31 protein-coding genes are annotated in these 26,273 nt (G+C 38.0%); 11 read left to right on the plus strand and 20 right to left on the minus strand.

What is annotated here, in order from left to right:
• Positions 1-162: 162 nt before the first annotated feature.
• Positions 163-885, plus strand: coding sequence for a hypothetical protein (locus BTO21_RS14770; protein WP_373455604.1), 723 nt, complete (start codon positions 163-165; stop codon positions 883-885).
• Between the two features lie 111 nt (positions 886-996).
• On the opposite strand, the gene BTO21_RS14775 is transcribed toward BTO21_RS14770, so the two are convergent.
• The 14 genes from BTO21_RS14775 to BTO21_RS14840 form a co-directional block, all read right to left on the minus strand.
• On the minus strand, positions 997-1,671 hold the full coding sequence (locus BTO21_RS14775; protein WP_082056906.1) for a DUF3313 domain-containing protein: 675 nt from the start codon (positions 1,669-1,671) through the stop codon (positions 997-999).
• A 163-nt stretch (positions 1,672-1,834) separates the two neighbouring features.
• Positions 1,835-2,269: a thiol-disulfide oxidoreductase DCC family protein gene (locus tag BTO21_RS14780; RefSeq protein ID WP_082056905.1), complete on the minus strand. Its 435-nt coding sequence runs from the start codon at positions 2,267-2,269 to the stop codon at positions 1,835-1,837.
• A 96-nt stretch (positions 2,270-2,365) separates the two neighbouring features.
• A complete protein-coding gene (locus tag BTO21_RS14785; protein ID WP_045031974.1) occupies positions 2,366-3,478 on the minus strand; it encodes an NADH:flavin oxidoreductase in 1,113 nt (370 codons plus the stop codon).
• A 228-nt stretch (positions 3,479-3,706) separates the two neighbouring features.
• Complete coding sequence (locus BTO21_RS14790; protein ID WP_065191892.1) at positions 3,707-3,988, minus strand: hypothetical protein; 282 nt, start codon at positions 3,986-3,988, stop codon at positions 3,707-3,709.
• A gap of 89 nt (positions 3,989-4,077) precedes the next feature.
• Positions 4,078-4,548, minus strand: coding sequence for a pyrimidine dimer DNA glycosylase/endonuclease V (locus BTO21_RS14795; RefSeq protein ID WP_181314560.1), 471 nt, complete (start codon positions 4,546-4,548; stop codon positions 4,078-4,080).
• Between the two features lie 61 nt (positions 4,549-4,609).
• Positions 4,610-5,080, minus strand: coding sequence for a YbaK/EbsC family protein (locus tag BTO21_RS14800; protein WP_105026886.1), 471 nt, complete (start codon positions 5,078-5,080; stop codon positions 4,610-4,612).
• Positions 5,081-5,366: 286 nt separating this feature from the next.
• A complete protein-coding gene (locus BTO21_RS14805; RefSeq protein ID WP_045031971.1) occupies positions 5,367-5,615 on the minus strand; it encodes a DUF3297 family protein in 249 nt (82 codons plus the stop codon).
• A 153-nt stretch (positions 5,616-5,768) separates the two neighbouring features.
• Positions 5,769-6,359: a sugar O-acetyltransferase gene (locus tag BTO21_RS14810; RefSeq protein WP_045031969.1), complete on the minus strand. Its 591-nt coding sequence runs from the start codon at positions 6,357-6,359 to the stop codon at positions 5,769-5,771.
• A 141-nt stretch (positions 6,360-6,500) separates the two neighbouring features.
• A complete protein-coding gene (gene msrA / locus BTO21_RS14815; protein WP_045031968.1) occupies positions 6,501-6,995 on the minus strand; it encodes a peptide-methionine (S)-S-oxide reductase MsrA in 495 nt (164 codons plus the stop codon).
• Positions 6,996-7,228: 233 nt separating this feature from the next.
• Positions 7,229-7,666 (minus strand): DUF6691 family protein, encoded by a 438-nt coding sequence (locus BTO21_RS14820; RefSeq protein WP_065191888.1) that lies wholly within the window; start codon positions 7,664-7,666, stop codon positions 7,229-7,231.
• Positions 7,666-8,088 (minus strand): YeeE/YedE family protein, encoded by a 423-nt coding sequence (locus BTO21_RS14825; RefSeq protein ID WP_045031966.1) that lies wholly within the window; start codon positions 8,086-8,088, stop codon positions 7,666-7,668. Before BTO21_RS14825 ends, BTO21_RS14820 begins: the two co-directional genes overlap by 1 nt.
• 12 nt (positions 8,089-8,100) lie before the next feature.
• A complete protein-coding gene (locus BTO21_RS14830) occupies positions 8,101-8,400 on the minus strand; it encodes an ArsR/SmtB family transcription factor (RefSeq protein WP_045031964.1) in 300 nt (99 codons plus the stop codon).
• Positions 8,401-8,746: 346 nt separating this feature from the next.
• On the minus strand, positions 8,747-9,754 hold the full coding sequence (locus BTO21_RS14835; RefSeq protein ID WP_105026887.1) for a transposase: 1,008 nt from the start codon (positions 9,752-9,754) through the stop codon (positions 8,747-8,749).
• A gap of 107 nt (positions 9,755-9,861) precedes the next feature.
• Positions 9,862-10,503 (minus strand): glutathione S-transferase family protein, encoded by a 642-nt coding sequence (locus BTO21_RS14840; protein ID WP_045030357.1) that lies wholly within the window; start codon positions 10,501-10,503, stop codon positions 9,862-9,864.
• Between the two features lie 217 nt (positions 10,504-10,720).
• Between BTO21_RS14840 and BTO21_RS14845 the strand changes: the two genes are divergently transcribed.
• Entirely contained in the window at positions 10,721-11,335 is a 615-nt protein-coding gene (locus BTO21_RS14845) for a hypothetical protein (protein ID WP_045030354.1), read from the plus strand.
• A gap of 96 nt (positions 11,336-11,431) precedes the next feature.
• Here BTO21_RS14845 and BTO21_RS14850 read toward each other — a convergent pair whose 3' ends face one another.
• Positions 11,432-12,463, minus strand: coding sequence for a hypothetical protein (locus BTO21_RS14850; RefSeq protein WP_045030352.1), 1,032 nt, complete (start codon positions 12,461-12,463; stop codon positions 11,432-11,434).
• Positions 12,464-12,709: 246 nt separating this feature from the next.
• Here BTO21_RS14850 and BTO21_RS14855 point away from each other — a divergent pair, with 246 nt between their 5' ends.
• Entirely contained in the window at positions 12,710-13,408 is a 699-nt protein-coding gene (locus tag BTO21_RS14855) for a DUF305 domain-containing protein (protein ID WP_045030350.1), read from the plus strand.
• 143 nt (positions 13,409-13,551) lie between these two features.
• Here BTO21_RS14855 and BTO21_RS14860 read toward each other — a convergent pair whose 3' ends face one another.
• Positions 13,552-14,250, minus strand: coding sequence for a pseudouridine synthase (locus BTO21_RS14860; protein WP_045030364.1), 699 nt, complete (start codon positions 14,248-14,250; stop codon positions 13,552-13,554).
• Between the two features lie 247 nt (positions 14,251-14,497).
• On the opposite strand from BTO21_RS14860, the gene BTO21_RS14865 reads away from it, so the two are divergent.
• From BTO21_RS14865 to BTO21_RS14875, 3 genes are all read left to right on the plus strand, one after another.
• Positions 14,498-14,878: a hypothetical protein gene (locus tag BTO21_RS14865; protein WP_045030348.1), complete on the plus strand. Its 381-nt coding sequence runs from the start codon at positions 14,498-14,500 to the stop codon at positions 14,876-14,878.
• 120 nt (positions 14,879-14,998) lie between these two features.
• On the plus strand, positions 14,999-15,202 hold the full coding sequence (locus tag BTO21_RS14870) for a hypothetical protein (protein ID WP_045030347.1): 204 nt from the start codon (positions 14,999-15,001) through the stop codon (positions 15,200-15,202).
• Between the two features lie 2 nt (positions 15,203-15,204).
• On the plus strand, positions 15,205-15,741 hold the full coding sequence (locus BTO21_RS14875; protein WP_045030345.1) for a protein disulfide oxidoreductase: 537 nt from the start codon (positions 15,205-15,207) through the stop codon (positions 15,739-15,741).
• 113 nt (positions 15,742-15,854) lie between these two features.
• Here the strand turns inward: BTO21_RS14875 and BTO21_RS14880 are convergent, their stop codons facing one another.
• Positions 15,855-17,345 (minus strand): cobyric acid synthase, encoded by a 1,491-nt coding sequence (locus BTO21_RS14880; protein WP_045030344.1) that lies wholly within the window; start codon positions 17,343-17,345, stop codon positions 15,855-15,857.
• 141 nt (positions 17,346-17,486) lie between these two features.
• Between BTO21_RS14880 and BTO21_RS14885 the strand changes: the two genes are divergently transcribed.
• The 3 genes from BTO21_RS14885 (at position 17,487) to BTO21_RS14895 (ending at position 20,419) form a co-directional block, all read left to right on the plus strand.
• Complete coding sequence (locus tag BTO21_RS14885) at positions 17,487-18,338, plus strand: CPBP family intramembrane glutamic endopeptidase (RefSeq protein ID WP_045030340.1); 852 nt, start codon at positions 17,487-17,489, stop codon at positions 18,336-18,338.
• A 90-nt stretch (positions 18,339-18,428) separates the two neighbouring features.
• Positions 18,429-19,523 (plus strand): nucleotidyltransferase family protein, encoded by a 1,095-nt coding sequence (locus tag BTO21_RS14890; RefSeq protein ID WP_045030338.1) that lies wholly within the window; start codon positions 18,429-18,431, stop codon positions 19,521-19,523.
• 101 nt (positions 19,524-19,624) lie between these two features.
• Entirely contained in the window at positions 19,625-20,419 is a 795-nt protein-coding gene (locus BTO21_RS14895) for an alpha/beta fold hydrolase (RefSeq protein WP_105026888.1), read from the plus strand.
• Between the two features lie 53 nt (positions 20,420-20,472).
• Here the strand turns inward: BTO21_RS14895 and BTO21_RS14900 are convergent, their stop codons facing one another.
• The 3 genes from BTO21_RS14900 to BTO21_RS14910 form a co-directional block, all read right to left on the minus strand.
• A complete protein-coding gene (locus BTO21_RS14900) occupies positions 20,473-21,291 on the minus strand; it encodes an alpha/beta fold hydrolase (protein WP_045030335.1) in 819 nt (272 codons plus the stop codon).
• An 89-nt stretch (positions 21,292-21,380) separates the two neighbouring features.
• Complete coding sequence (locus tag BTO21_RS14905) at positions 21,381-22,733, minus strand: MATE family efflux transporter (protein WP_065194619.1); 1,353 nt, start codon at positions 22,731-22,733, stop codon at positions 21,381-21,383.
• Between the two features lie 120 nt (positions 22,734-22,853).
• On the minus strand, positions 22,854-23,432 hold the full coding sequence (locus BTO21_RS14910; protein WP_045030331.1) for a nucleoside triphosphate pyrophosphohydrolase family protein: 579 nt from the start codon (positions 23,430-23,432) through the stop codon (positions 22,854-22,856).
• 321 nt (positions 23,433-23,753) lie between these two features.
• Between BTO21_RS14910 and BTO21_RS14915 the strand changes: the two genes are divergently transcribed.
• Positions 23,754-24,476, plus strand: coding sequence for a glycerophosphodiester phosphodiesterase family protein (locus tag BTO21_RS14915; protein WP_045030329.1), 723 nt, complete (start codon positions 23,754-23,756; stop codon positions 24,474-24,476).
• Between the two features lie 344 nt (positions 24,477-24,820).
• Complete coding sequence (locus tag BTO21_RS14920) at positions 24,821-26,173, plus strand: cation:proton antiporter (RefSeq protein WP_045030327.1); 1,353 nt, start codon at positions 24,821-24,823, stop codon at positions 26,171-26,173.
• Positions 26,174-26,273 lie beyond the last annotated feature (100 nt).

Below are 26,273 nucleotides of genomic sequence, written 5' to 3' on the forward strand. Positions count from 1 at the left end.
TAGTTAATGGTATCGACTCAAAACAAAATTGACAACTGTATTTTTATGTTCTTATATAAATATAGTATTGAGTCGATACTTTATTAATGTGTACTATACTCAATTCACTCAACGGAGGATGTTATGAACACTTCAACCACGCGAAAAACGATATTAGCCATCATGGTTACAGCAGTTTTCACTGTCGCAGGTTCCGTTTCTGCCCATTCAACACACAGCGGTGGGCTCCAAGCAAAAGCCAATAACGTTAAACTGGCACCCTTTGATATTATCCATACTAAAATCACCACAAAAGGCAATATCGCGACTTTTCATATTGCTGTTTCAGGCAAAGCTGGAGAAATCACACCCACCCCTATTGGTAAATTAGCCGGCAGTGATGTTTTTTCTTATGTTTGGCCGTTAACATTAAATAGCCATGCGGTCGGTTTTGAAAAGGATGCCGGTATTTTAGCCTTAGCTGTTACTTCTCACCCCGATTTTGATGACACCCCTCAATATGATGAGAATGGTGATGGTAACAAAACTAATGATGGTAATGTATGGCATAGCCACTGGGTTGTATTAGCACCCAATGAAAAATGTGGTCCTAATGCCCTTGGGGTCGTTGATATTCCAAAAGGTGAAAAACCGAAGTTACCTAAGACATGGCCTGGATTACCGTTATTAATTGATAGTCCTAACTACAAGCCAGAGTTTAATGGTCATGATCTTAACGTAAAGGTAAGATTTGATAATATTGATGCCCTTAAAATGGCAAACTTTGATGGTGTAACCGCAGGATTAAGGATCAATGCCAGCGCACATTCACCACTATTATGTGTAAAAAATGTATTTGATGTCGCTTCTGGTGATTTAAGCCTACCCGGTAAAACAAATCACTAATGGCTATCGAACCATCCTTTAAACACTCAAAAAATTAACCTTACTCTCTTATTGTTAGAGTAAGGTTAACTTCATGTGAAAACTCACTGCTCGTTAGGATAAAACACTAATTTATGCTTTATATTGCGTTAATGTCAGTGATAATCGCTTCACCCACCAATTAATCGCATCTTTAATATCATCTGATGAATCAATCATTGTGCTGAGATCTTTATTGCCCGATTTGCGATCAATAGCCGCAATAATAGGCTCTCCTGTTATCGCATCACTGATCAATATTTCCATAGAAGCCGAACCGACATTGGTATGCTCGCCGGTAAGCACTTTTGAAATAGTTGAAATTCCTAACCCGACGGGTAATACACTGCTTGTAATCGCTAAAATAGGGTTTGGGGTTTGCACATTAGTAATCGCAATGGTGACACGTAATGTTTTTGATTGTGGTTTTTCTACCACTTTTAACACTGTATTTAATGATTTTAATTGGTGAATAAAATAATCTTTTATCTCAATAATTTCATCATCAGACAAATGATCACTCTTTTCTTTATCAAGCACGATATAAACTTGGTCGTAAATAATACTGTCGTACTGAGCCATTTTACGTTGCAATGAACGCTCATTAAATATGCCCCGTTTAGCCCATACTAAATCAACCCCATCTTTTGGACCAGGGCGAAAATCTTCAAAGGTTTCAAATGTTTTGGGCTTTAGTATCTTATGGTTATTAGCACAACCTACCGTAGTGATAATGACTAATATCAATAACCAGATCTTTTGTTGCATTCCTTTCACCCTCTCATCCATTGAACGATAAATATATTATCTATAATCGACTGTTACTTATATGTTACCAAAATAACAATATGCCATACTATAAATTAATATTCATCACGATGCAAAGGTGATAGTAGTGATCTTTATTGGACTAAAAGATGAAGTACGCTGTTTATATGAACCGATCACGAATATCATCAGTTGGAAGTAGACATTGACTATTTTTCCCAAATAACACATATCTATTTTTGGCGATTGTTTTATAAATAAAATCACGAATGAAAATTGGAATGTATTTTAACAGACTAAACCAGCGCCATTTCCCCCCTAAGCGATCAGTAATCGCAAAAACAGCATTACTACGTTCAAAGACGATGCCGTCTGAGATTAATATTACAGTTTCATCTTTAAGGGTATTAATCTGATATTGCTGTTGTAAATGTACGCCAATGGCAGACTGAGCTGCACAAAATGAAAATAACCGCTGTGGATCTCGGTTGATAATAAATAACACCGAGCTTTCACATAAATGACAAACACCATCAAAAATAACGATATTTGTGCGTTCATCTATTTTTGCTAGATCTTGATCACTCATATTCATCATAGGTTCTCTATTCAACCAAGCTAACCCAATAATACCAATAAAAAAAGAGCTAACACAAAGGTTAGCTCTTTTTAGTTATTCAAATAAAGCCATTAATTATAAGCGTGCTAATTCTGCTTTACGGGTTTTATTAACTACACAGAAATTACCACGACGAGTACGGCACTTTGAACAACGCTCACATTCAACATCAGCCTTGTAGCCCTCAAACCAGCGTTTAATTAACTTAGGTTCAGACAGCAATGGGCGTGATAACGCGAAAAATTCAATGCCAGTATTGTTTGCCATCGCTTCAATGGCATCAAACTCACTCAAGCCACCAACGGTAATAACCGGTACTTTAACATCTTGGCTGATCACATCACCATACTGATGGAAATAACCTTCTGGCTCAATCGTGTAACCATCATAAGATTCGTCAACCATAGTGTCAGCTTTACCGTGTACGTTACCTGAAATGATAATCGCATCAACACCAATAGCTTCTAGCTTTTTACAAATAAGGCGTGTTTCAGCAAATGTTAATCCACCCTCAAAAAACTCAGACGCAGTTAACTTCACTAAAATCGGGAAATCATCACCGACTAAGGTTCTAATGTTAGCGTAAATTTCTAATAAGAAGCGCATGCGGTTATCAAGGCTACCGCCATATTGATCGTCACGCTGATTATAATATGGGCTTAAAAATTGGTTAATTAAATACGTATGTGCCGCATGAATTTCGACACCATCAAAACCTGCATCTTGGGCGCGTTTAGTAGCTAATGCAAAAGCTTCAACAATATAATCGATATCAGCTTGAGTCATCGCCTGACCCAATGTTTGAGTGCCTTTTTCACAGACTGCACTTGGCGCAAAGATCACTCGCTCACCAAGGTTATAAGTGGTTTTAGTACCACCATAAGCAAGTTGCATCACGATTTTAGAATCATATTGATGAACAAGATCGGTTAATTTTTGATATTCTTCGATGAAAGAATCGTTATACATACCCATCATGCCAGCATTGGGTTTTTCTTCTTCGACAATATTTGCATAACCCGTTACGATCAGCCCCACTTCCCCTTGCGCAAGCTCTTCATAAATAGCATAAAGCTTATCGGTCATATGGCCATCTTCTGTTGCCATATTTTCCCACGTTGCACTACGAACAAAGCGGTTTTTTAATGCCATGTTGCCAATACGGGCTTCTGTAAACAAAGTACTCAAATCATGTCCTCTCAAATATCGTTTAGTCTTATTCATCAGCACGATAAAAACCAAAAAGAACAATATTGTCGTACTGTTCTTTTTATGTGCATTTTTATCATAAACGCTAAGTTAGAATGAATAATACCGTCACTACATCTAAAAATCTTTAATCTGGATTAATATAATGTCAGTTCTATCAACTATACCCTCACGCGCAACTTGCATAACGAGAGTATAAATTGAAGATTAGATAATGCTAACACCGTCAGTTTCAAGCACACTGTTTGCGCCTGCACGATCAATAATTTTAACTAAAACCGATTGAATGGTTTCATCTTCACGTACATCATTTTCACTGACGAATTTTTGTTCTTGAGGCTCTGCACCTTCTGCAAGCGTAAACGTAACAACAACTTCAGTTGCAATATCCGATGTTTTACCAAAATAGGCTAACGAAAGCTGAGGGTAACCTTTAAAGCCTTTTTTAACTTGTTTTGCGATACGTTTTTTAGCTTTATCTACATTCATGTTTAGCCCTTGCTAGGTCTTGAATAAAATCAAAATAGTACAAAATGATATTATGTTACTTACTACTGCGATAATACTTAAATTACGCATTAAGTCACTAAAAACCAAGAAGGTGGCGCACGTTTAGTCCATTTAGCAAAGGCCGCTTTGTCGCCACGATAGAAATTACGATAAGCCTCAATTGCATCAAATTTCACTTTGTAGTCATCTGGCATTGCCTGAACAAATGGCGTTAGTCCGATAGCATCATAAGAATATGTCGATATTTGTGCCAGTACAGCAATCGATTTATGATCAATGCTCTTGTTATAACGATATTTATATTCTTTATTTAACGCTAATGTTAATGCTTTTAGCCATAGAAAATTATCGTATGATTGCTCAACCCAGAGCACACAGGGATGGTTAATATGGGTCGATTTATAAGGCGTCGTGAAGCCTTTTTTATTGAGGGCGGTACATAAAAGCTGGACACTTTCTAAAATCATTTTAACCACATGCTGATCACAGTGGTATTGTGCGCATTTTTCAATATCCTGATCTAATATAAAAATATTCATCGAATCATCCCTTATTAAGGCCATAACAGCTTAGTTCAGCATAGGATATCTATCTTTCATTTTATAATTCTATTTCCGTGTATTGACGTTGATAATGTTCTAAAAGTTGTTGTATTCCCATTATCGGAATCTCTAGCGTTGCGGTATTAGTGAAGGGATGACACTGTATAGAGGAATAATTAAATATACTTTTATCAATGATTAATTCAACTGCACCTTGTGTATCTTTAAGAATATCTAAAATAGAAACAGAGCCAGTACCTAAGTATTTATCTAAGCGGCTACTGGATGCGAAACTTAAACTTGAAACGTCTAATATTTGACTTAATCTTTTAAAATCAACTGTCTTATCATCCACCATGATAATTAAAAAATGGCGATTACCTTTCTTATTTTTAATAAACAGATTTTTGGTTGCTGCGCCATCAATATCTAACGCTAATAAATGCGCTTGTTCACAATTGAACACCGCAGGATGTTGAAACTTTTTATAACTAATACCAAGATCATCAAGTATTTTATATATATTCATGCTTAACTCCATTTTAGCGAATATTTGAATACATTATTACTATTTCACTTATTACCCTATAAGTAAATATGAAAAATAAGCATCAAGCTAATCACAATGAGTCAGCAAAAAATATCTATTTAATAACGGAGAAATTTAAAATAAAACAGGAATATAGCGGCTTAGTGGTTAATCAAATAGGGTCTAATCATGATTAGACCCTAAGATCATCATATCTATTGCTACCTAAACGGTAAACAATGATAGTCATGCAGTTAACGGAAAACCATTAACTCAGTGACGCATCTTACTTATAAAAAGCTTCAACAGTGCCTTTTAGAGTAATAAGCATTGGATTGCCGCGGCGATCGAGTGCTTTAGGTGACGGTACTTTTACCCAACCTTCGCTGATGCAGTATTCCTCAACATCAAAACGCTCTTTACCATTTAGTAGAATGCCAATTTCATATTCAAAAGCAGCTTCTAGGTAATGTGGGCTACGAGGATTACCAGAAAGGTGATCAGGTAAAGTCGGGCGTGATGTAGTATCGTTCATGTTGATGCCTGTTGAAAATCAAAAGTGCGCTATTGTAGACAATCTCAGGCTAACGCTCAAGAGTTGTATTATTTTGAGTGAGTACAAACACAATATCTTTATACTCGTTATCTCTGCACATACACATTTGTATCAAAATCGCTAAATAACCGACTAAAATACCGTTACGTCATCGCTTTTTACGGGTATTTTTTCAATATTAAGTGTTTTCATTACTCGGCAAGGATTACCAACAGCGACACTATTGATAGCAATATTACGCGTTACCACACTACCCGCCCCTATCACACAATTATCGCCGATGGTTACACCAGCTAATATAGAGACATTACCGCCAATCCAAACATTATTTCCAATGGTAATATTCGCACCATATTCCGTATGTTGGCGTTCGATAGGATCTAAAGGATGAGTCGCCGTTGAGATCATCACATGTGGACCAATTAGCACATTATTACCAATCGTCACTTTGCAGACATCAAGAATGGTTAAATTATGATTTGAATAAAAATTACTGCCAACTTCAATGTTATAGCCATAATCACAGAAGAAATTAGGCTCAATGTGTGCCCTATCTTTAATAATAAGCAACGATTTAAGTAATGCCATTTGTGCATGAAGTTGCATTGGATCGGTCATATTAAAGCGATGACAGACGGATTTTGCATGCATGCGATCTATCGATAATTGTTCATCACCCGCATTATAAGTCAGACCCGCTAACATTTTGTCTTTTTCGTTCACATTCAATTCCAGAGTAAAATAAAGCCATCATTAGAGTGTATTTCTCTGTTTTAGAATGTGTGCCATTACTCAGTTTTGATAAATCACTCAAAATAAATGTCATTATTTCAACCACATAATGACACTTATTTATTGTTATAATTACTCAGGCAACACCCAATCTGGACGAGGGAAATGACAGGTATAACCATTAGGCTGATGCAATAAATAATCTTGATGTTCAGATTCTGCTTGCCAAAAATCACCTGCAGGCACTAATTCAGTCACTATTGGTCCCGGCCAAACACCAGAAGCATCCATCCGTTTAATCAAATTTTCAGCCTGTAGTTTTTGCTCATTGGAGGTATAAAAAATAGCAGAACGGTAAGATAAACCAATATCATTACCTTGACGATTCGGTGTCGATGGATTATGTATTTGAAAAAAGTACGTTAGGATTTGAGTAAAACTAGTTTGCGTATTATCAAAGGTGATTTCAATCGCTTCAGCATGGCTACCATGATTACGATAGGTCGCATTTTCAACATCGCCACCCGTATAACCCACTCGTGTTGCGATCACTCCTTGTTGACGACGAATAAGATCTTGCATGCCCCAAAAACACCCACCCGCTAGAATTGCTTTTTCAAGACTCATATCACCACTCCTAATTGCCACGTTGCGTGAACTTATAATTTTTCATACAACCATAAGTTGATATTTATCGCAATTAGAAATTTTACGGATGGATTTCATCGGTGTTCGATAGTTGTACTAAATATTATTAATTAATAACTGATATTGGATTCCATGAGTAATTTAATAATGAAAGAATTTGAGTATTACCCCCAGAAATACGTTGAAGCTTTCAAAATGTTTACGTTCATTCACTAGGATCTTAATGCTAAACATTTATTAGCAATAGCTATACCTAAAATCATAGCAGCAACAAAAGCAAATACTGCATAATTACCACTGCCAATATTTGTTATCGCAGGACCTGGACAAAAACCAGCCAGTCCCCAACCAATACCAAAAACAATGGCTCCGACAGTTAATTTAGCATCAATCTTATTACAATTTTTAGGCGCTATTGCATCGCCATTGATGGCTATTTTACGTTTTTTTATAATCAGATGATAACAAGGTGCAAACACGAACAGAGCCCCGATCATCACAAAGGCAAGGCTTGGATCCCATTGACCAAAAATATCTAAAAAAGCGATAACTTTATGAGGATTAACCATTTCTGAAATAATCATTCCAGAACCAAATATAATCCCAGCAATAGCACCAACAACAATACGGTTTATCTTTAATCTGCCCATTATAAATCACCTAATAAACGACGAATAAATACAACAATAATGGCTGAAATCATAAAAACGCAGGTTGCATAAATTGAACGTTTAGAGAAACGCCCCATGCCAACAATACCGTGACCACTCGTACATCCATTGCCTAATCGGGTACCAAAACCAACCAATAAACCAGCAATTAAAACAATGCCTATATTCTGTTCACTAATAGCAGGTAACGTTACGCCCAACGGTAATAAGGCAAATACACTTACAACCATTCCAACTAAAAATGCAATTTTCCACCCAAATTCTTGTTTCTCTCTCTTAATTACGCCATTAATGATCCCACTAATTCCCGCTGTCTTACCAATAAATAACATCAATATAACGGCAGATACCCCAAGTAACATACCACCCAAAAATGACTGCCAAGGTATTTGAAAAGTCATACTCACCTCACCTTAATCTTCATCACAAAAAATATCATGGAAACTTGTTATAAGTGCTTTAATGCGCTGATCAGCTAAAGAATAAAAAACCAATTGTGCTTCTTTACGGATTTTCACAATATTGTTTTTTCTTAATATCGCTAAATGTTGCGAAAAGGCCGATTGACTTAATGTTGAGTTCAGCTGTAATTGATTGACACTCATTTCTCCATCCATTAACTGACAAAGTACGATTAATCTTTCCGGATGCGTCATTGTTTTTAATAAACCTGCTACTTCCGTTGCCTGTTGTTTCATTTTATCTAATTGCATTTTTATCACTTCTTAATAGGAACATTAGAAATCAGATCTAACTACAACTCACTATATTAGATAATTCTAATTTAGTTAAGCATTTATTAGCATGTTCTAATATATCGTCGTGTTTAAGTGAAACCGCTCTAAGGAAAAGAACATCGGACAGCCAAATATTTTAGTTCTTAAATAGAGCCCCTAAAAAACAAACCATTCCACCAGCAACAAACTCTTTTGCTGTAGAAATTGAGTCTATTATTTAAATTCTTCGTTAAATCTGATCTATTCCCATATTTTAGGATCGCCAAAACCCACAATCCTGACGGTTATTGCAGTATTTTCATCTGATTATAAGAAGTTATATCTAATTAGGATGTAACTGGTGACTCGCAGATTTCCCTTTGCACCAATGCCCACCTGCATATTGTTTGAAAGCACACATTTGTGACCATTTGCCGCTCACGTTGGCATAATGTTCCATAAATTGTTCACTATGCTCAAGCCAAGCGTCTGATGTTATTCCTAATTGCTGCAACATCTTTGGTTGATTCGATGATATAAAGCCTTTTTTATCATTGCGAATACAGCGACCAGTCCAATCAATAAGTTCAAGATAATCTATAAAAGAAAAGTGTATTCCGGCTGTTTTTGCCTGATGTTCAGCACCAACAAAGGGTAATAATTGAAAGTGACCTTTATTTGATGGTGATTGTTTAGCGGAGGTTTTCGGTTGCTGATATTCACGAATGCGCTGCTGAATTGAAGTAAAATCAGACTGTTCGAGTGATGGTGTAACGCCAGCCCTAATCGGATTTAAATCAACGTACATCATGCACGATAATAATGCTTGTTCATCCAGCAAAGCTTGAGACTTAAATCGTCCTTCCCAAAACGCCCCTTTACATTGATCTTCTTTATTAGCTTTTCGCGCTATTTCTTCATTAAGACAGCGCATAAACCAGCTAATACTGCCTAATCGTTGCTGCCATTCAGCCACTAAATTTGATAATGCTTGTTGTTTATCTGTGGCTATTTGACCCTCTTTTAAAAAATCGACCGCAATAGGATGACCATTAAATAACTGCAACCAACGCGAAATTACTTCTTCTGGGGTGAGCTTTTGTTGTTGCTCAGTATCTATTTTAAGCACTAAGTGATAATGATTGCTCATTACAGCATAAGCGCAAACATCAATGCAAAACACAGCTGCCAATTGTTTGATTTTATTTACTATCCAACCACGACGGTGTTGATAATTTTTACCATTATATGGATCATCGCCACATAAATAGGCACGACGTACACAGCGATTAATTACATGATAAAAAGGGGTTATTTGAGGCTCTATCAATTTTCGTCTTGAGGTTGTCATTTATTTTACCATAAGCAACTTGAAGCTTAAGTGTAGTAGCTCATGGTTGATGTACAAGGATATGGCTGTCCTTTGTGCTTTTGTGCTAAGTCCTTTGTGCTAAACGCCTACCCCCTAAACGAAATCAACTCTATCCCCTCAATCTCACAAACAACCTTTATTGTTGAATTGTCACAAAGACGTTTTAAATAAGCTGCAAGGTTTTCAAAAGTCAGTGGAGATCTTGCTATTGGTAGCGACCATTCTGCAAGCATGAATAAAAAATAATCACACGCGGTTAGCGTCTCGCCTAGTAAGTATTGGTTATGTTCGAGTTGATTATTAATAATGTCTAGCGCTGCTGCGATTCTGTCGTCTTGCGCGGCAATAATATTGGGAATGGTTGCTTCATCATTTGTGTGGCGGTGAGGATAGTAACGAACCATTAATTCAGCTTGCAGGGTATTATTTAAAAATGCCAACCATTGATAAAATAATGGACGCTTAGGATCCCCCATCGCTGGCATTAAATTTGATTCAGGATGTAATTCACAAAGATGAATACAAATAGCCGAACTTTCAAAAATGGGCTGTTCACCGACGATTAATGTTGGGATTCGGCCTGCTGGATTTAATTTCAGATAATCTGCTGATTTTTGTGCATTAGACGGCTTATCAACTAACAACAGTTCATAATCTGCATTTAAGTGATGTAATAAAAAGTGAGGCGCTAAACTGGCGTTATTTGGATAGTAATAAAGTTTGAACAATGTCGACTCCTTGTCTAATTGTTTGCTTAATAATGGATTACATTAACCTAACCCGTAGATTACAAGTTAACCATTCAGTTAAAAGCGCGACTCAATAACCTCATTATTTTAAATTTTTGCGAGCTAGCCTACAAAACCGCACTTCTAATCGTTGTCTAATCTCACCCAATGAAATTATTTGAATAATCAAACGATTGTATAGCTAACGAAGACAGATATGAATAATACAACGATAGTACCATCACAAGCCACAATAGTATTAACAACCGATTTACTTGTTGCTCAAGTGAACGCTGAACTGACGTTACACCCTCTTGATTTAGTCAAAATAAAAGGCTCATATTCGCAGTTTTTTGCTTATTTTCATGCCAAATTAGCACCATCCATTGATGGTTGGGTTGATATGGTGAATCGCGATCATGCTACTTTGGCAAATCTTGAGAGTGAATATGGATATTTTGCTTTTGCACATTATCTCGCATGTCAGTACGATCCTACACGCTGGTCAGAAGAAGTGACGGTGATGACGAAAGGCTTTATCAGTATTACTGATGACAAACTCTCTTTTAACCCAATTAGTATTCATCATATCTACGATTATCTAGTTACTGATCTACTTGATATCAATGATTTAAAATGCCAACTTAAACATTTATTAATTACCGATAACATTGACTATTTATACCGTAATACCCCACCGTGTATACACCGATATGCTATTGATAATTCAAAAGATATGGCAAAAAACATTCAGATGAATATCTCAACACTATTTTCGCTATATATCAAAACAATCGCCACGGCGACACAAGCAATCATCAATATTAAATAGCTACCAATATAAAAACGCCACATCATTCAGTAGTAAATATCCATTACTGAGTGACGTGGCGATAAAAAGTGTATGCTGTAACTAATGACAACTAACTTAAAGTAACTGTCTAAGTTTATGTTCTACCAAAGGATCGTTAGGAACAAGTTGCTGCGCCATTTCTAGTAGTTGAATCGCATCTTGTGGGTGATCATCTTGATGTTTAAGGGCAATATCAATCAGAGGTTGTACATCAATTTGAGCCTGATGCTCTTGTACATGTGCTTCTTTTTCATCGATAAGAATATTATGCGCTTTACTCAACAAACCTAACCGATGCTCTGAGTAAGCATTGGCTTTATTGAGACTTTGGTAATAATCTTCTTTAAAACGTAATGTCTTGGTTTGTTGACGAAATTGGGCAATATCAAGTTGTTGATAGCGAATAAAATCAACCGCAACCTGCTTGTAAAAACCAAATTTATTAAGATAAGTGGCATGCGTGCCATGCCCCATTCCAAACACGCGTAAATGTGTCAGTTCGGGATAACGTTTGGCATGTAAGCGATCGATATGATTAGTCGGATCGTAAATGATATAACCTTTGGCTTTGCCTAAATCAAGATCATGGTAATCCCCTTCCCAATCAAATTGCTGCGCCAGTTCGGTACTAGAGCGATTATCCCACGGTGCCAAGGCTTTATTCTTGGTGCTAACAGGATGGAATAATAAAACTTGGTCAAGTTGTAATAAATTAGCAAAAGCACCCACAGCAAAACCACCACGGCTCAAACCATAACCTAAACGATAACTGAATGGCTCTAATAATGTAGTCAGTTGTTCAAGAAAGAAAATTAAGTTACGACTACGAAACCAATTACTCTTTCCTAAGTGTTGAAAAGAGATAACATTCACGTGCTGTTTTTGGGCTAGGTGGTATCCCCAAGGCGCAAAATCCTCATCAATATCTTGCTGCTGTACGTTGGTTCCCGCAGGCGAAAAGGTAAACAGTAGCGGCTTGTTTACATCAACAAACTCATACTTAACAAACACATCATCAAGTAAGTCCCCTCCTGACATTGGAAGTTGCGCTTGCTGCTGTGAACGAGAGTGTGTTAACCACTCATCTAACCAATACAATAATTTCATTTTACCCACCTTTAAAAACGACCGCAGGATTGTAACAAAGACAGGCATTAAACAAAAATTTTAGTTAGAGCACTAATTATTAAAATAGAGCTTATGATTTATAATTGTAAATACAACGATACATTGGTTATTTAAAAATAAACCCGTAAGCCAGCCTAAAGATGAATATTTATAGCATAATCAGCTTGACCTTCTCTATACTGGAAGCTTTATGTTATCGCACATATAACACATATCGAGATCATCATGAAAAAATTATCTTTAGCTATTCTTTTGTCAGCACTACTCTCTACTACTGCATTCGCAAGTGAAAATGCCGTCGATCATAGCAATCATATGGCAACTAAAGCGACAACGAGCCTAGAAGCATCAAAAACAATGATGGATGACTCTATGGCTGCCATGTCGGGCATGCATACATTAAAATTAACGGGTGATCCTGATTTAGACTTTGTGGCGGGTATGCTTCCTCACCATGAAGGCGCTATCGTGATGAGTGAGTCGATCCTACCGACGCTCACAGATCCTGCTGTACATCAATTAGCTGTCGACATTATCAAATCACAAAAAGAAGAAGTGGTTTATATGAAGCATTGGTTAGCAACCCATAAAGAAATACCACAAGATCAGCGTGATATTGCTAACTCAAAAGAAATGATGACTAAATCAATGAAAATCATGCACAACATGATGGAAGTTAAACTAACGGGTAACCCAAATGTTGATTTTGTGGCGGGTATGATCCCTCACCATGAAGCCGCAGTAGAAATGGCCGAAGTCATCATGCCTTACCTAAAAGACCAATCAACAAAAACATTTGCGACTAACATTGTTAAAGCACAGCTTAAAGAAATTGCGTTCATGAAAACATGGCTAAAAGCCAATGCTCCAGCGATGCAAAAGATAACGCCAACGAAAGAGATGGCAGGTCACGATCACCATTAATAATAATCGTTAAGCTTATTATTAATGTATAAAAATCCGGCTTATTTAAGTCGGATTTTTTTCTTGGTGTCGTTAATTACCACAATAGTTAACTACCACAATCGGTATTAGCTGCAACAGCAAGCTCTTGGTTAATTTGCTAGTTAGCCTATTGTTTTATCAACAACAAATTCTCTATATTCTCCAACCTCAAGTCCCTCTAAAGACATTGTACCCACTGAAACACGATGCAGTGCTAACACTTCATTTTGAAAAAATCCAAACATACGTTTCACTTGATGATACTTACCTTCAACTAATGAAAGCCTTGCTTGGTACTCTGACACTATTTCTAAATGCGCAGGCTTGGTGGTGATATCTTCATAGCTAAAATAAATACCATCTTGAAAGACTTTAATATATTCATCAGTGACTGGCTTTGACAAGGTGACTTCATATACTTTTGCGAGCTTTGTTTCAGGTAAACTTATTTGACGCGACCATGCACCGTCGTTAGTTAACAACACTAACCCTGTGGTATTAAAATCTAACCGTCCAACAATGTGTAATTCATCTTTCAAAGGATGGTCAATAAGATCTAAGACTGTCGTATGTTTTAGATCTTTGGTTGCGCTAACAATACCTTGGGGTTTATTCAGCATGATATAAATGGGTTTATTATTCTGCAGGCAGTGTCCATCTAATTCAACATGAGTAAATTGCGTCACTTTTTGTTGATTTGACGACGCTACCACCCCATCGACGATGATCCTTTTTTGAGCCACTAAAAGACGCGTATCCGAAATGGAATAAATACTATTTTGACTAATAAAACGATCGAGTCGATTGGTATAAGATTTCATGAAATAATTATCGTCACTGTATATAAGAAAATTCACTGCGGTAAATAATAACAGAAACAAGACCATCATATTTTTATAAATCAATAATGCATACAATGCTGGCTTCAAGCAATAAGGGCAATGCTACCGATATCAACGTTATATTTAATTCTATTAGTTACTTTTCATAACAATTTAAATATTGCTTAATTTTAATGATACAAATAGGATAATATCTGGTTAATTATCTCAGCATAGAATTAATTTTTTGAATTTCTCACTTCTACAATATAAGCGTCAGACACTCGCTTCATGGTCACTAATCTTAGTGAGTATTGTGCTATTAGTGTGTATTTCTCAAAATTTAGGATTCTCAACGCTATGCCCTTTAACCCCTGCGGTAGAAGTCACTGAGCATCTTCAGTCACAAGAACAGCATCCATCTGAAATCGATACACAATGCAGTAATAGTGAACACCTCGTTAATGCTAATACCATTAATATCGATTTTGCTATTCCGATGTTTATCCTCGCCCTCGTTATTATTGCGGCGATTCTTAAACAATCTGGTGTGCGTTATTTTTTCCCTGAACCGCCCACGTCCTATGGTGTTCGGCGACATTTAGCTTTCTGTACCTTTCAAGAATAAACACAATCAGGGTTTAGTCATCTTGCATTATCACGCCTGTCGTAAAGTGAATGATAATGTTCGATTACAGCCCCTCCTACTACTTATATCTTTTTATATAATTATTTTTGGAGTACAACCGTGTTTAAAAATCAAACATTTAGCACTATTTTATTTACTGTGTCATTAGTCTCTGTGCTATTTCTAGCCACGATCCCTATCGCTACGCCATCACTAAAAACAGGCGTATTAATCCATCCACCAGCACAACTTTGTTTAATGCTAACGGAATTACTCAATCACAATACTGTTGTGCAAACACTAGAATTTGGAAGGGGAAAATAATAATGATAACCAAAAAAACACAGTCTAAAAAAGCGAATAATGTAGCAACTAAATTGTGGCGATGGACTAAAGAAACCATAAAATTGGTACTCATTTTATCACTGTTTTCTATCGCTATTGATTTTTGGCGCAGTAAAGACATGCCGTCAGAAACCATACCCACATTAGCAACCAATACAATTGATCAGCAATGGGTTGATATAGAAAAGATGAGTTACGATAAACCAGTATTACTCTATTTTTGGGCAACATGGTGTTCTGTGTGTAATTTGGTTAGCCCAAGTATCAACTGGCTTGCCGATGACCATCAAGTTATCTCTATTGCGATCACATCTGGTGATGACCGACGATTATCGCAATTTATGAAGTATAAAAAATATGATTTCCCAGTCATCAATGATCCAACAGGAAAAATCAGTCGAAAATGGGGAGTCACTGCAACCCCTTCTATCGTGATTGTAAAAGAGGGGCATATCTCATCAATTACAACTGGCGCTACAACACCAATGGGTTTGTGGTTACGTCTATTTTTCGCTTAATAAACTAACATCCGTTCACCACTTTTAAATACCTCGTTACTACCAACAGTTATTGTTGGTAGTAACGTTCTAAAGAGCAACTGCACTTAAAAATCAATCACAACAGAGCAAGATTAACGCTGAAATTTATCCGCCCATTGTGGCCATAACGCAGCGAGATCCATATGTTCTTCGATGGTGTCGGCAATGCGATCAATACCTTGTTCTCGAATTTCATCAAAATCTGGCGTTTGAGTGGCTTCTAACCCTGCCCAACGCAAAATAGCATCACAGGCGGCTTGTTGTTCGAAAATACCATGTAAATACGTTCCAAAGACTTGATTATCACAGCCTAATTGCCCATCAGGACCATCGGTTAATTGCAATGGCGCATTAGCACTCACACCTTGAGTAACCCCTGCATGAATTTCATAACCTTTTACCGCAACAGGTGCTTGATCGGGCATTGTTAGCGTACCTTCCGTTTGTTGCAGACATTTGTTGTGCTCAATCGTTGTGGCAATCGCTAAATAGTCTAAACCACGGCTAACCCCAGCTTCTCCTTCAATACCATGTGGATCAGCAATAGTTTCACCTAGCATCTGATAACCACCACAAATACCCATGACTTTACCGCCTAAGCGTAAATGACGTTGGATCTGTTTATCCCACCCTTGTTGGCGTAAAAAGGCTAAATCGCTACGGACACTTTTGGTGCCTGGAATAATGATTAAATCTGCGGCAGGAAATGGCTGTCCTTTACCGACAAACTGTAAATTAACTTGAGGGTGCATACGCAGTGGATCAAAATCGGTATGATTACTCACCCGTGTAAGAACAGGCACAACCACTTTTAATTGGTGTTCTGCCGCTTCAACTTGTTGACAATTTATTGCATCTTCAGCTTCAAGCATTAGACCATGCAAATACGGTAAAACACCTAATACTGGCTTACCTGTTTTTTGTTCTAACCACTCTAATCCTGATTCAAGTAACTTAATGTCCCCACGGAAACGGTTAATCACAAAGCCTTTCACTCGCGCTTGTTCAGATTCAGATAACAATGCCAACGTGCCGTAAATATGTGCGAACACACCACCGCGATCAATATCCGCAATAATGATCACGGGCACATCGGCTTTTTCCGCAAACCCCATATTAGCGACATCATTTTCACGTAAATTGATTTCAGCAGGGCTACCCGCACCTTCAATAATAACGGTTTGATATTGTTGTTGCAGCAGTGCGAAAGATTCCATAATTGGCGTCATCACTACTTTTTTATAATTATGAAAACCCACCGCGTCCATGTCAGCCAAAGCGTGACCCTGTACGATCACTTGGGCGCCAACATCGGTATTGGGTTTAAGTAATACTGGGTTCATGTGCACACTTGGTTCAATACCACAGGCTTGGGCTTGAACTGCTTGTGCTCGCCCTATCTCACCACCATCTTTGGTTACCGCACTGTTTAGCGCCATATTTTGAGATTTAAACGGTGCAACATTAATACCTTGGCGTGCCAATACTCGGCATAGTCCTGCCACCAGCACACTTTTCCCTGCGTCAGATGTCGTCCCTTGTACCATTAAAGCGCGTGTTGTAGGTTGTAATGTATCCGTCATTTCTTCATTCCATTTTATATAGTAGGGCTGTTGTAGTGGCTGATCATCGAAATTATTTAGCGGCAGCTCATCAAAATAAGTTTAAATAACCGCCACCATGGTGTATATAGTAACGATTATCATTTTTATTCACTCTTTTTTATGAATTATCTTATTTTCCCAACCATGTTGGTATGGCTGTTGCTGGCGATCAGTATCGGTTGTGTATTAACTAAAAAATCTTATTGGCAACTACCACTAACACTCACATTAATAGCAGCGGTTACATTTAATGTACTGACACCCATCGGCGCTGCTATTATTATCAGTGGCCTTGCGATTGCTTATTTTACTGCACGACAACATACCAAATCACTCATCTATATCGGCCATGGAGCCGTTATATTATGGGTAATAGGCTTAATTGTTCACCTTTATCCTGGTATCAATAATTTATTAGTACTTGATCAAGTCAATAGTGGCCCGCTCAGTCGCCCATTTACACTTTACTTTAATATTGATAAACCGATGCTTATTTTTGCACTACTACTCTTAGTGCCCAATATAGTAAGCAATAACGAATACAACTGGCACCAACTTTCACTTTCTCGTCTTCAAAAATGGATTATTGGTGGTGGTTTAATCACACTACCGTTATTGGCATGGGGATTACAGTTAGTTAAACCCGAATTTACGATCCCCTCATGGTGGTGGATCTTTGCCATTAATAACCTCATCTTCACCTGTGTTGCTGAAGAAGTGCTGTTTAGAGGGTATATTCAAGGCTTTTTATGTAAAAAATTATCGCCTACCGTGGCGATTATTATCGCGAGTGTTTTATTTGGTTTAGCGCACCTGGCTGGAGGACCTTTATTTGTCATAATTGCAACACTGGCTGGCATACTTTACGGTGTAAGCTATTATTGGACTAAGAAGATAACAGTCGCGATAGTGGTTCATTTTGCATTTAATTTATTACACTTAGCCTTTTTTACCTACCCACTACCACTGTAACACTCTCTGTTCAGGGAAGGTTAAATGCTTTCCCTGAGCAGACGATAAAATGATTTAAGCCACAAAAACTGAGACAAGGAGCAAGGTGCAATGTCGGAATTATTGCTCATTGATGTTCTCAATAACCCTAATAGATTACTGAACATCGATGACAAACTCAGTTACAAAATCATCACCGAAGCCCGTCACTTATCATTATTAGGGCAATTAAAAGCAAGTTGCGATCGGGCACACATCGAACAAGATTTGCCACTACACACCCAGCAGCAATTACAGTCAGGGTTTCACAGCTACCAAAAACAACAGCAACAATTATTACTTGAACACCAATATTTAAGTGAACAATTACATGGTGTTATTAACTCATGGCGTTATTTGCGTGGCAGTGCATTGCAGCTACTCGATAATAATATGTTCGCTGGCAGAATTAAAAATAATATTGATATTTACGTTCCACAGCAGCATGTCGCTAACGTTGAAAAAAAGCTGTTAAACAATGGCTGGCGTTATAAAAATATCGCTGACTATGAAGAAACCTTTTATCGCCGCTGGGCACAACAAACAACGCCATTGATTCACAAACAACGCCGCACTGAACTCGCGATTCACTTTCAATTATTACCGAAAACATTATCCAATAAACTTAATTCAGCGCCATTGCTGCACCATCATTTATCACCCTCAATTTGTGAGCCCGCTACACTATTATCACCCGATGCCATGGTGCTTCATCAAGCGATTATGTTATTTAACCAAATTGATTATCATTATGGGTTACGCGATATTTATAATTTATATTTGCAGTTTGTTTACTTTAGTCAGCATCCGACTTTTTGGCACCATCTAATTCAACTCCACCAGCAGCTTGGTAATGATAATAGCCTTTATCTTGCCGTCAGTTTATGTCAGCGTTTATTTAATTTATCAGTACCTGAAACAGCACTCGCCTATTTTCGACGACATAAATTAGATCGCTTTTCCTATTGGCTATATCGACAACATTTTATCAATGCGTTTCGTCATCAGTTTCCTTTACACCATAATATAGGTTATCGAGATTCGGTAAAATCACTGCGTTTTCGAGGGCGTTTAAAACAAATGCCAATCTACTGTATTGTGCCTCATATCATTAAACGATTAATTATAAATAATATTCCTCATGATGATGAAGAGGTGATCTACTAAACACAATAATGCCTTCGCTATCTATAAGACAGTACCTGAATTGAATTCTCATGCTACTATGCAAATATCATTCTCAAGGAAGGCAGAATAATTTGAATAACATGCTGTTTTACAAAACATATCCACATAAAGAAAGTAAAGAGTGGGTGGTTTTTGTACATGGTGCAGGTGGGAGTTCTTCGATCTGGTTTAAGCAAATAAAAGCCTATAAACAGCATTTTAATTTATTGCTACTTGATTTACGTGGCCATGGTAAATCTAATACCATGTTTCAAGATGTAATGAACAATAATTATACGTTCAAGATGGTGACCAAAGATATTATCGATGTGCTTAATCACCTCAAAATTCAATCAGCCCATTTTGTCGGTATTTCATTAGGTACGATCATTATTCGTCATCTTGCAGAACTTGCCCCTGAACGGGTTCAAACGATGATCCTTGGCGGTGCAGTCACGCGGCTAAATACGCGCTCTCAATTTCTGATGAAGCTCGGCAACCTGAGTAAACATATTCTGCCTTATATGTGGCTATATCGTTTGTTTGCTTATGTGGTTATGCCACAAAAAAATCAGCGCCAATCGCGGCACTTATTTATCCGTGAAGCTAAAAAATTATGCCAACAAGAATTTAAGCGGTGGTTTAAACTTGCCACTGACGTTAATCCAATCATGAAATATTTTAAAGAAAAAGAACTCATGATTCCAACCCTCTATTTAATGGGTGAGCATGATTATATGTTTCTTAAATCAGTAAAAGAAATGATTAAACGCCATCAAAATAGTGTTTTAACCCAACTTGCGGGTTGTGGTCATGTGTGTAATATTGAGCAGCCAGACGCATTTAACCGCCACTCAATTGGATTTATTCAACAACACTGTCAACTAACTAACTAACATAATAAGCCACAGTGAGGCATTGCACACTCACTGGGCTCAAATCTACGCATTTAAGCGGATAATACTTTACTTAAAAAACGCTGTAATTGTGCAGTTACAAATTGCGGTTGCTCAAGGTTACTAATATGCCCTGCTTCTGGAATCAGCACATATTCACTGCCATCTATTGCATCATGCATCAATTGTGCTTCAAGTGGCGGACGCGGGTTATCTTCTAGGCCAGACATAATAAGAGTAGGAACGGTTAACTGCTCTATATCATCAAACGTATCACGACGACCAAATACCATCCGTCCCATTTCAGACACAGCCACAGCACGCTCACCGCGCAACTCACTTAAATAATTGCGGAAGTTACTGACCAACTGTGGATTATGAAGATGACCATCACGACGGAAAAATAATGGTGCTATCATATCAATAACGGCAGTAGGTACATGTTGCTGATCACGCAACGTATCTAACATCGCAAAATATCTTGTATGTAACACCTCAGGTTCATAACCTAAGAACGTATCCATTAACACCAATGCCGTAACACGCGTTGGGGCTTTAAGGGCTAGTTCTGCACCCCACATGCCACCAACTGATAAACCAATCACTGCAAATTGTTCAATCTCTAAATGATCCAATAATGCCAATACATCATCGGCATAATCACGCAATGTACGCGTTGCTAACGGCGCACTATCAGAACCACCATGCGCCCAAAAATCAGGCACAATACACCGGTAATGTTGGCTTAATACCGCTATTTGAGGTGCCCACATTGCACTATCCCATAAATAGCTATGACCAAAGACAAGCACAGGGCCCGTACCTTGATCACGGTAAGTCATCTGTTGACCATCAATAGCGAAGGTTTGCATTGCAGATATCCTTTCTTGGTTAATTTATTTGTTGTTTGGTTGTTAAGCTCTGTTATTACAACACGTTACCATAATAGCAATTATAATAGTTATGCCATCGATGTAACTCGGTACTTATTACGAATACTGGCTAATCCTTGACGATAAAATCCCCAAGCACATAACCCCGCCGCAATATTACCTAACATTGCGCCCGTAAATAGCCCAGTTAATCCCGCAAAATGCACACCAAGCCATAATACAGGTAGATAACACACAAATAAGCGTAATGCCGAAATCAGCAATGCTCGCATCGGTAATCCCATCGCATTACACACTGAAACCATTAGCATACAAATCCCTAATGCACCCAAACTAATAGGTACACGGGTTAAGTGGATCATCAAAATATGCTGCACTGAGGCATCAGATGTTAATAACTGCGTTAATGACGGCGCACTAAAAAATAGCACCGCAGCAATGGCAACTTGCCAAACCAAGATAAAGCGCACCGCAATCATGATCAAGGTTTCAATACTGGTGATATCTTTACGACCGAGTAGACGCCCAACCATAGGTGGCATCGACATCGTTAACGCAAGTACAATCACTAATGAAAAGAACTCTAATCGTGATCCCAACGCCCAAGCGGCAACTGTTGCAGCACCAAAACCTGCAACTAACTTAGTGGCTAAAATTGCCGATACTGGCGGCAACAATTGACTCAACATCGCCGGTGCCATAATGTGAATGAGTTCTTTAATGGCTTTATAAACGGCTAACCCACGCCAATCAAAACTCAACCATTGGCGTTTAATCAACAGTGGATACACCACTAGCATACCAATACTAAACGATACAATTGTTGCCCATGCCGCCCCGTTGATACCCATATTAAACGTAAACATAAACAGTGGATCTAAACCAATGTTAAGCACACTGGTGATCACCATCATGATACCGGGTAACAAGGTATTGCCATTAGCACGACAAATACTATAAGCAAAGTACACCATCGAACCGCACCAAGCACTTGCCAACCATACGGGCCAATAACTATCAATCACCTCAAACACATTAGAAGGTGCGCCAAGTAGCCATAACAGTTGATGACGACCAAACCATATTGCCGCACACAATGCCATGATCCCTAAATCACCAATAATGACCACCACACCACCGAGCTGACGCGCACGATGATGATCATTATTACCGAGTACGCGTGAAATTAATGCGGTAGTCGCAATACCAAGTCCGACTTGCAAACCAATAACGAGCATTTGCATCGGTAACGTAAAGCCTTGTGCCGCTAAAGGTAGGATGCCGAGTTGTCCAATAAAGGCACTATCGACTAATTGGAAACTCATTAACGACAATACCCCAAATAACATTGGCCATGTCATGGTGAACAACTGATGCGCTAAACTGTGAGAGCCTGAGGGAGTGGTCGTTTTTACATTCATAATAATAACTTAAATAAAACGTTAACAGAAAACACCTAGCGTCAAGCCACAACCTTGTACTTAATACCAATAAAAAATCCCCGCTATTGCGAGGATTATAAAATATTTTTATAACTTAAATTAACGTATGACTAATTTTACTAAATCTGCAGGACGGTAATAAATAGATTTTAATACTTTACCTGTGCGAATAAGCTTGCCATTAACATCAACGTCTTGAGCACATTTGGCAATGATATAATCGCCTTTAGTGCTCGCCATTAAAACAACGCCTTGCTGAGCATAGAAAGCTTCAGTCTCGTCATATTGTTGCTGACTACGGCAGACTTTACTCATGTTGCTTGAATGGACTTCATTCCAACAGTCGATAAACGTAAAGCCTAAACGCTCAGACATCTGCAATAAAATATCAATTAAGTAACTGATGCCGATATTATCCGTGATTTTTTTATCACCAAGATGAACCAAACGCCCCATGAGTACATACACTGAATCAACAATAGCATCCGCTTGTTCGACTAATGAGTCCGCTTCAGCAAGTTCAGTCATCTCTTCAACCGCTAGTGACGTGTGTAACGCATCCGCTTGAGCATCAAGGCTAGCAGGATTTTCAATATCTAAATCAAAGGTGGAACGAAACTCTCGAATATCGCTGTAAAGGTGATCGAAAAGGGATTGGTCTAGCGCAGAAAGCTTCATTCGAATATCCTTGTTTCAGGTTTAAAGGGGGAACGTTATTTTGTCATCCATAAGCACATTACTATGCTCAACAAAATCACGTAACGGCCAAAGATACTAATCCAATCCTGAGCCAGATACAAAACCAATTATCTAAAAACAGTCTGCTTGATGACAAAATAGACTTAACCTTTGTGAGTCTGCACTAAAACCCAACAATTGAGATATCATTATTCGTATTTAATCACTTGCGAATTAAAGTAAATTCCATAAAATTTCGGTCATAATTATCTATACCGTAACGCTCTATATTGCGGTAATCATATCGATGTTGGAGAAGTGATGATTGCAGGTCACCGTGGCGCGCGCGCAGTCGCCCCAGAAAATACATTAATATCCATGCAAGCTGCTGCTGATGCTGGTGCGACGTGGATTGAGACAGATACTCAGCTTTGCGAAGACTTAATTCCTGTCATTATTCATGATAAAAGTGTCCGTCGCTGTACTAACGGCTCTGGAAGTGTACGTCATAAGCCACTCAATGAATTAAAGCAATTAGATGCGGGAAGCTGGTTTGCGCCTGAATTTGCAGGTGCAAAAATTCCAACGTTAACTGAACTACTCCAAGCCTGTGATGATTATGGACTAAGCCTTAATCTTGAAATCAAAGTCCATTATGAAGAAGAAGTTGAACTGCAAGTCAGTAAAACAATTGAAGCAATTAGAGCTTATGGTTTCGACACCGATCGGCTTATTCTTTCCAGTTTTTCCTATAACGCTGTCAAGCAGTGCTTAAAGCAATGGCCAAAAGTTCGCCGTGGGTTGATCATTGAAGATTGGGTGCCCGATATTGCACGTTTAGATGAAAAACTTGATCTCTATAGCATTCATTTGGATCATCATCTACTAAATAAAACACTGGCTAAAGAAATTACTGGTGCCGGTAAAGTGCTCCAAATCTGGACCATGAATGATCCTAAGCAAGTAGATAAATTTACCCGTTGGGGAGTGAGTACTATTATTAGTGACGATCCTGGTTTATTAATCTCTGCAGCAAAAAAATAATACTCATCACCTAACACTTTGTTTGCGAGTCAGTTTATTATTCATATTGACTCGCAGCACGCTGCCACTTTACTGCCCAGCCGTTATTATTCTCATCAAAATCCTCACCCTATTTTAAGCGGTGTTTATACTAAACCTCATCACACTCAAAAATGGGTCTTTACATTCCAAAATAATGTGAACATTTTATATCTGAACTCATTAATATATAAATATATGTTTATAGAGAATATAATTTAATGTTTGTTTATTTATATCTCTCTTTTATTACACACAACATCAGATAATTATGCTAACAACTGTCAAACGACAACTTATTTGATATCTAGTGGAGCACACTATTCATGTCAGCCTATGACACAGTATGTATAATGGCAGCCATTGCTGTCTTTATTTCAATTATTAATAACCGTATTGGTAAATTCCAACCCACAATTGCCATTACAGGCTGGTCGATAGCGATATCCTTTATTCTCTTAATATTAAGTAAGTTAGGTTATATTCCACTGAATAATGAGCATGAACTGATTCAGATGGTACAAGGGGTTAAATTTGATGACTTCTTACTCAAAGGTGTCTTAGGCTTCCTTCTTTTTGGTGGCGCATTAAATATCCAATTGCCTCACCTTAAAGATCAGAAGTTTGAAATATCGTTTCTTGCGCTTGTCGGCACCGTCTTCTCAACCTTCTTTATCGGTACGGTGCTATGGGCACTGTTTAAGATATTAACTATTGATATTGATTTTATCTATTGCTGCCTCTTTGGTGCATTGATTTCACCAACCGATCCTATTGCCGTATTAGCCATTGTTAAAAAGCTTAATGCCCCGCAACGGATCTCAACACAAATCGAAGGCGAATCACTGTTTAATGATGGTGTCGGTTTAGTCATTTTTGTGACGCTATTTGAAATTGCATTTAGTAAAACTGCCCCAACGATAGCCAGTACCACAATGTTGTTTATACGTGAAGCATTAGGGGGAATTGCATTTGGTGCGGTGCTTGGGGTGGTATTCCACTTCTTGATTAAAACCTCGCATGACAATATGTTCCGCTTAATTTTAACCATTTTAGTGCCAACATTTGGTTATGTCGTTAGCGAACATATTGAAGTATCAGCACCGCTGGCAATGGTTGTGGCGGGTATTATCATCGGTAACTGGACCCGCAATACCATTTCAGAAGCGGCTTCCCATCAGATCTCGCATTTATGGGAACTTGCCGATGAAATTTTAAACGCCATTTTATTCTTATTGATCGGCTTTATGATGATCACTTTCTCTTTCCACATGATTGATATAGTGGCAGTTGTGATTGCTATACCATTAGTACTTTTAAGCCGTTACCTCAGTGTGAAATACGCTTATAAAGTCTTTAACCGCCACCGTCAATATAATCCATTATCCGTTAAAATATTAACCTGGGGTGGCTTACGTGGCGGATTAGCACTGGCAATGGCGATGGCGATTCCAGCAGGGATCCCTATTGGTTTTAGCCCTGATATTGATGTAAAAGAAATCATTGTATTAATGACGTATGCAGTGGTTATTTTCTCCATTATTGTGCAAGGCTCAACAATTACACCAATGATCCACAAAGCAAAAGAAGAACAAGCAAAAATGGATCAAGCGGCGATGAACCCTGCCTCAAAGACAGAAACGTCAACAACCGATAACGCTAATAACAGTAATCGTTAATCGTTAATCGTTAATCGTTAATCGTTAATCGTTAAACACTAGCCACCGCTGACAACGGTGGCTATTTTTTTGCAAAGTCGTTATCAAATAAACAGCTTAA

This window comes from Photobacterium phosphoreum (genome assembly GCF_002954725.1).
GTDB lineage: Bacteria > Pseudomonadota > Gammaproteobacteria > Enterobacterales > Vibrionaceae > Photobacterium > Photobacterium phosphoreum.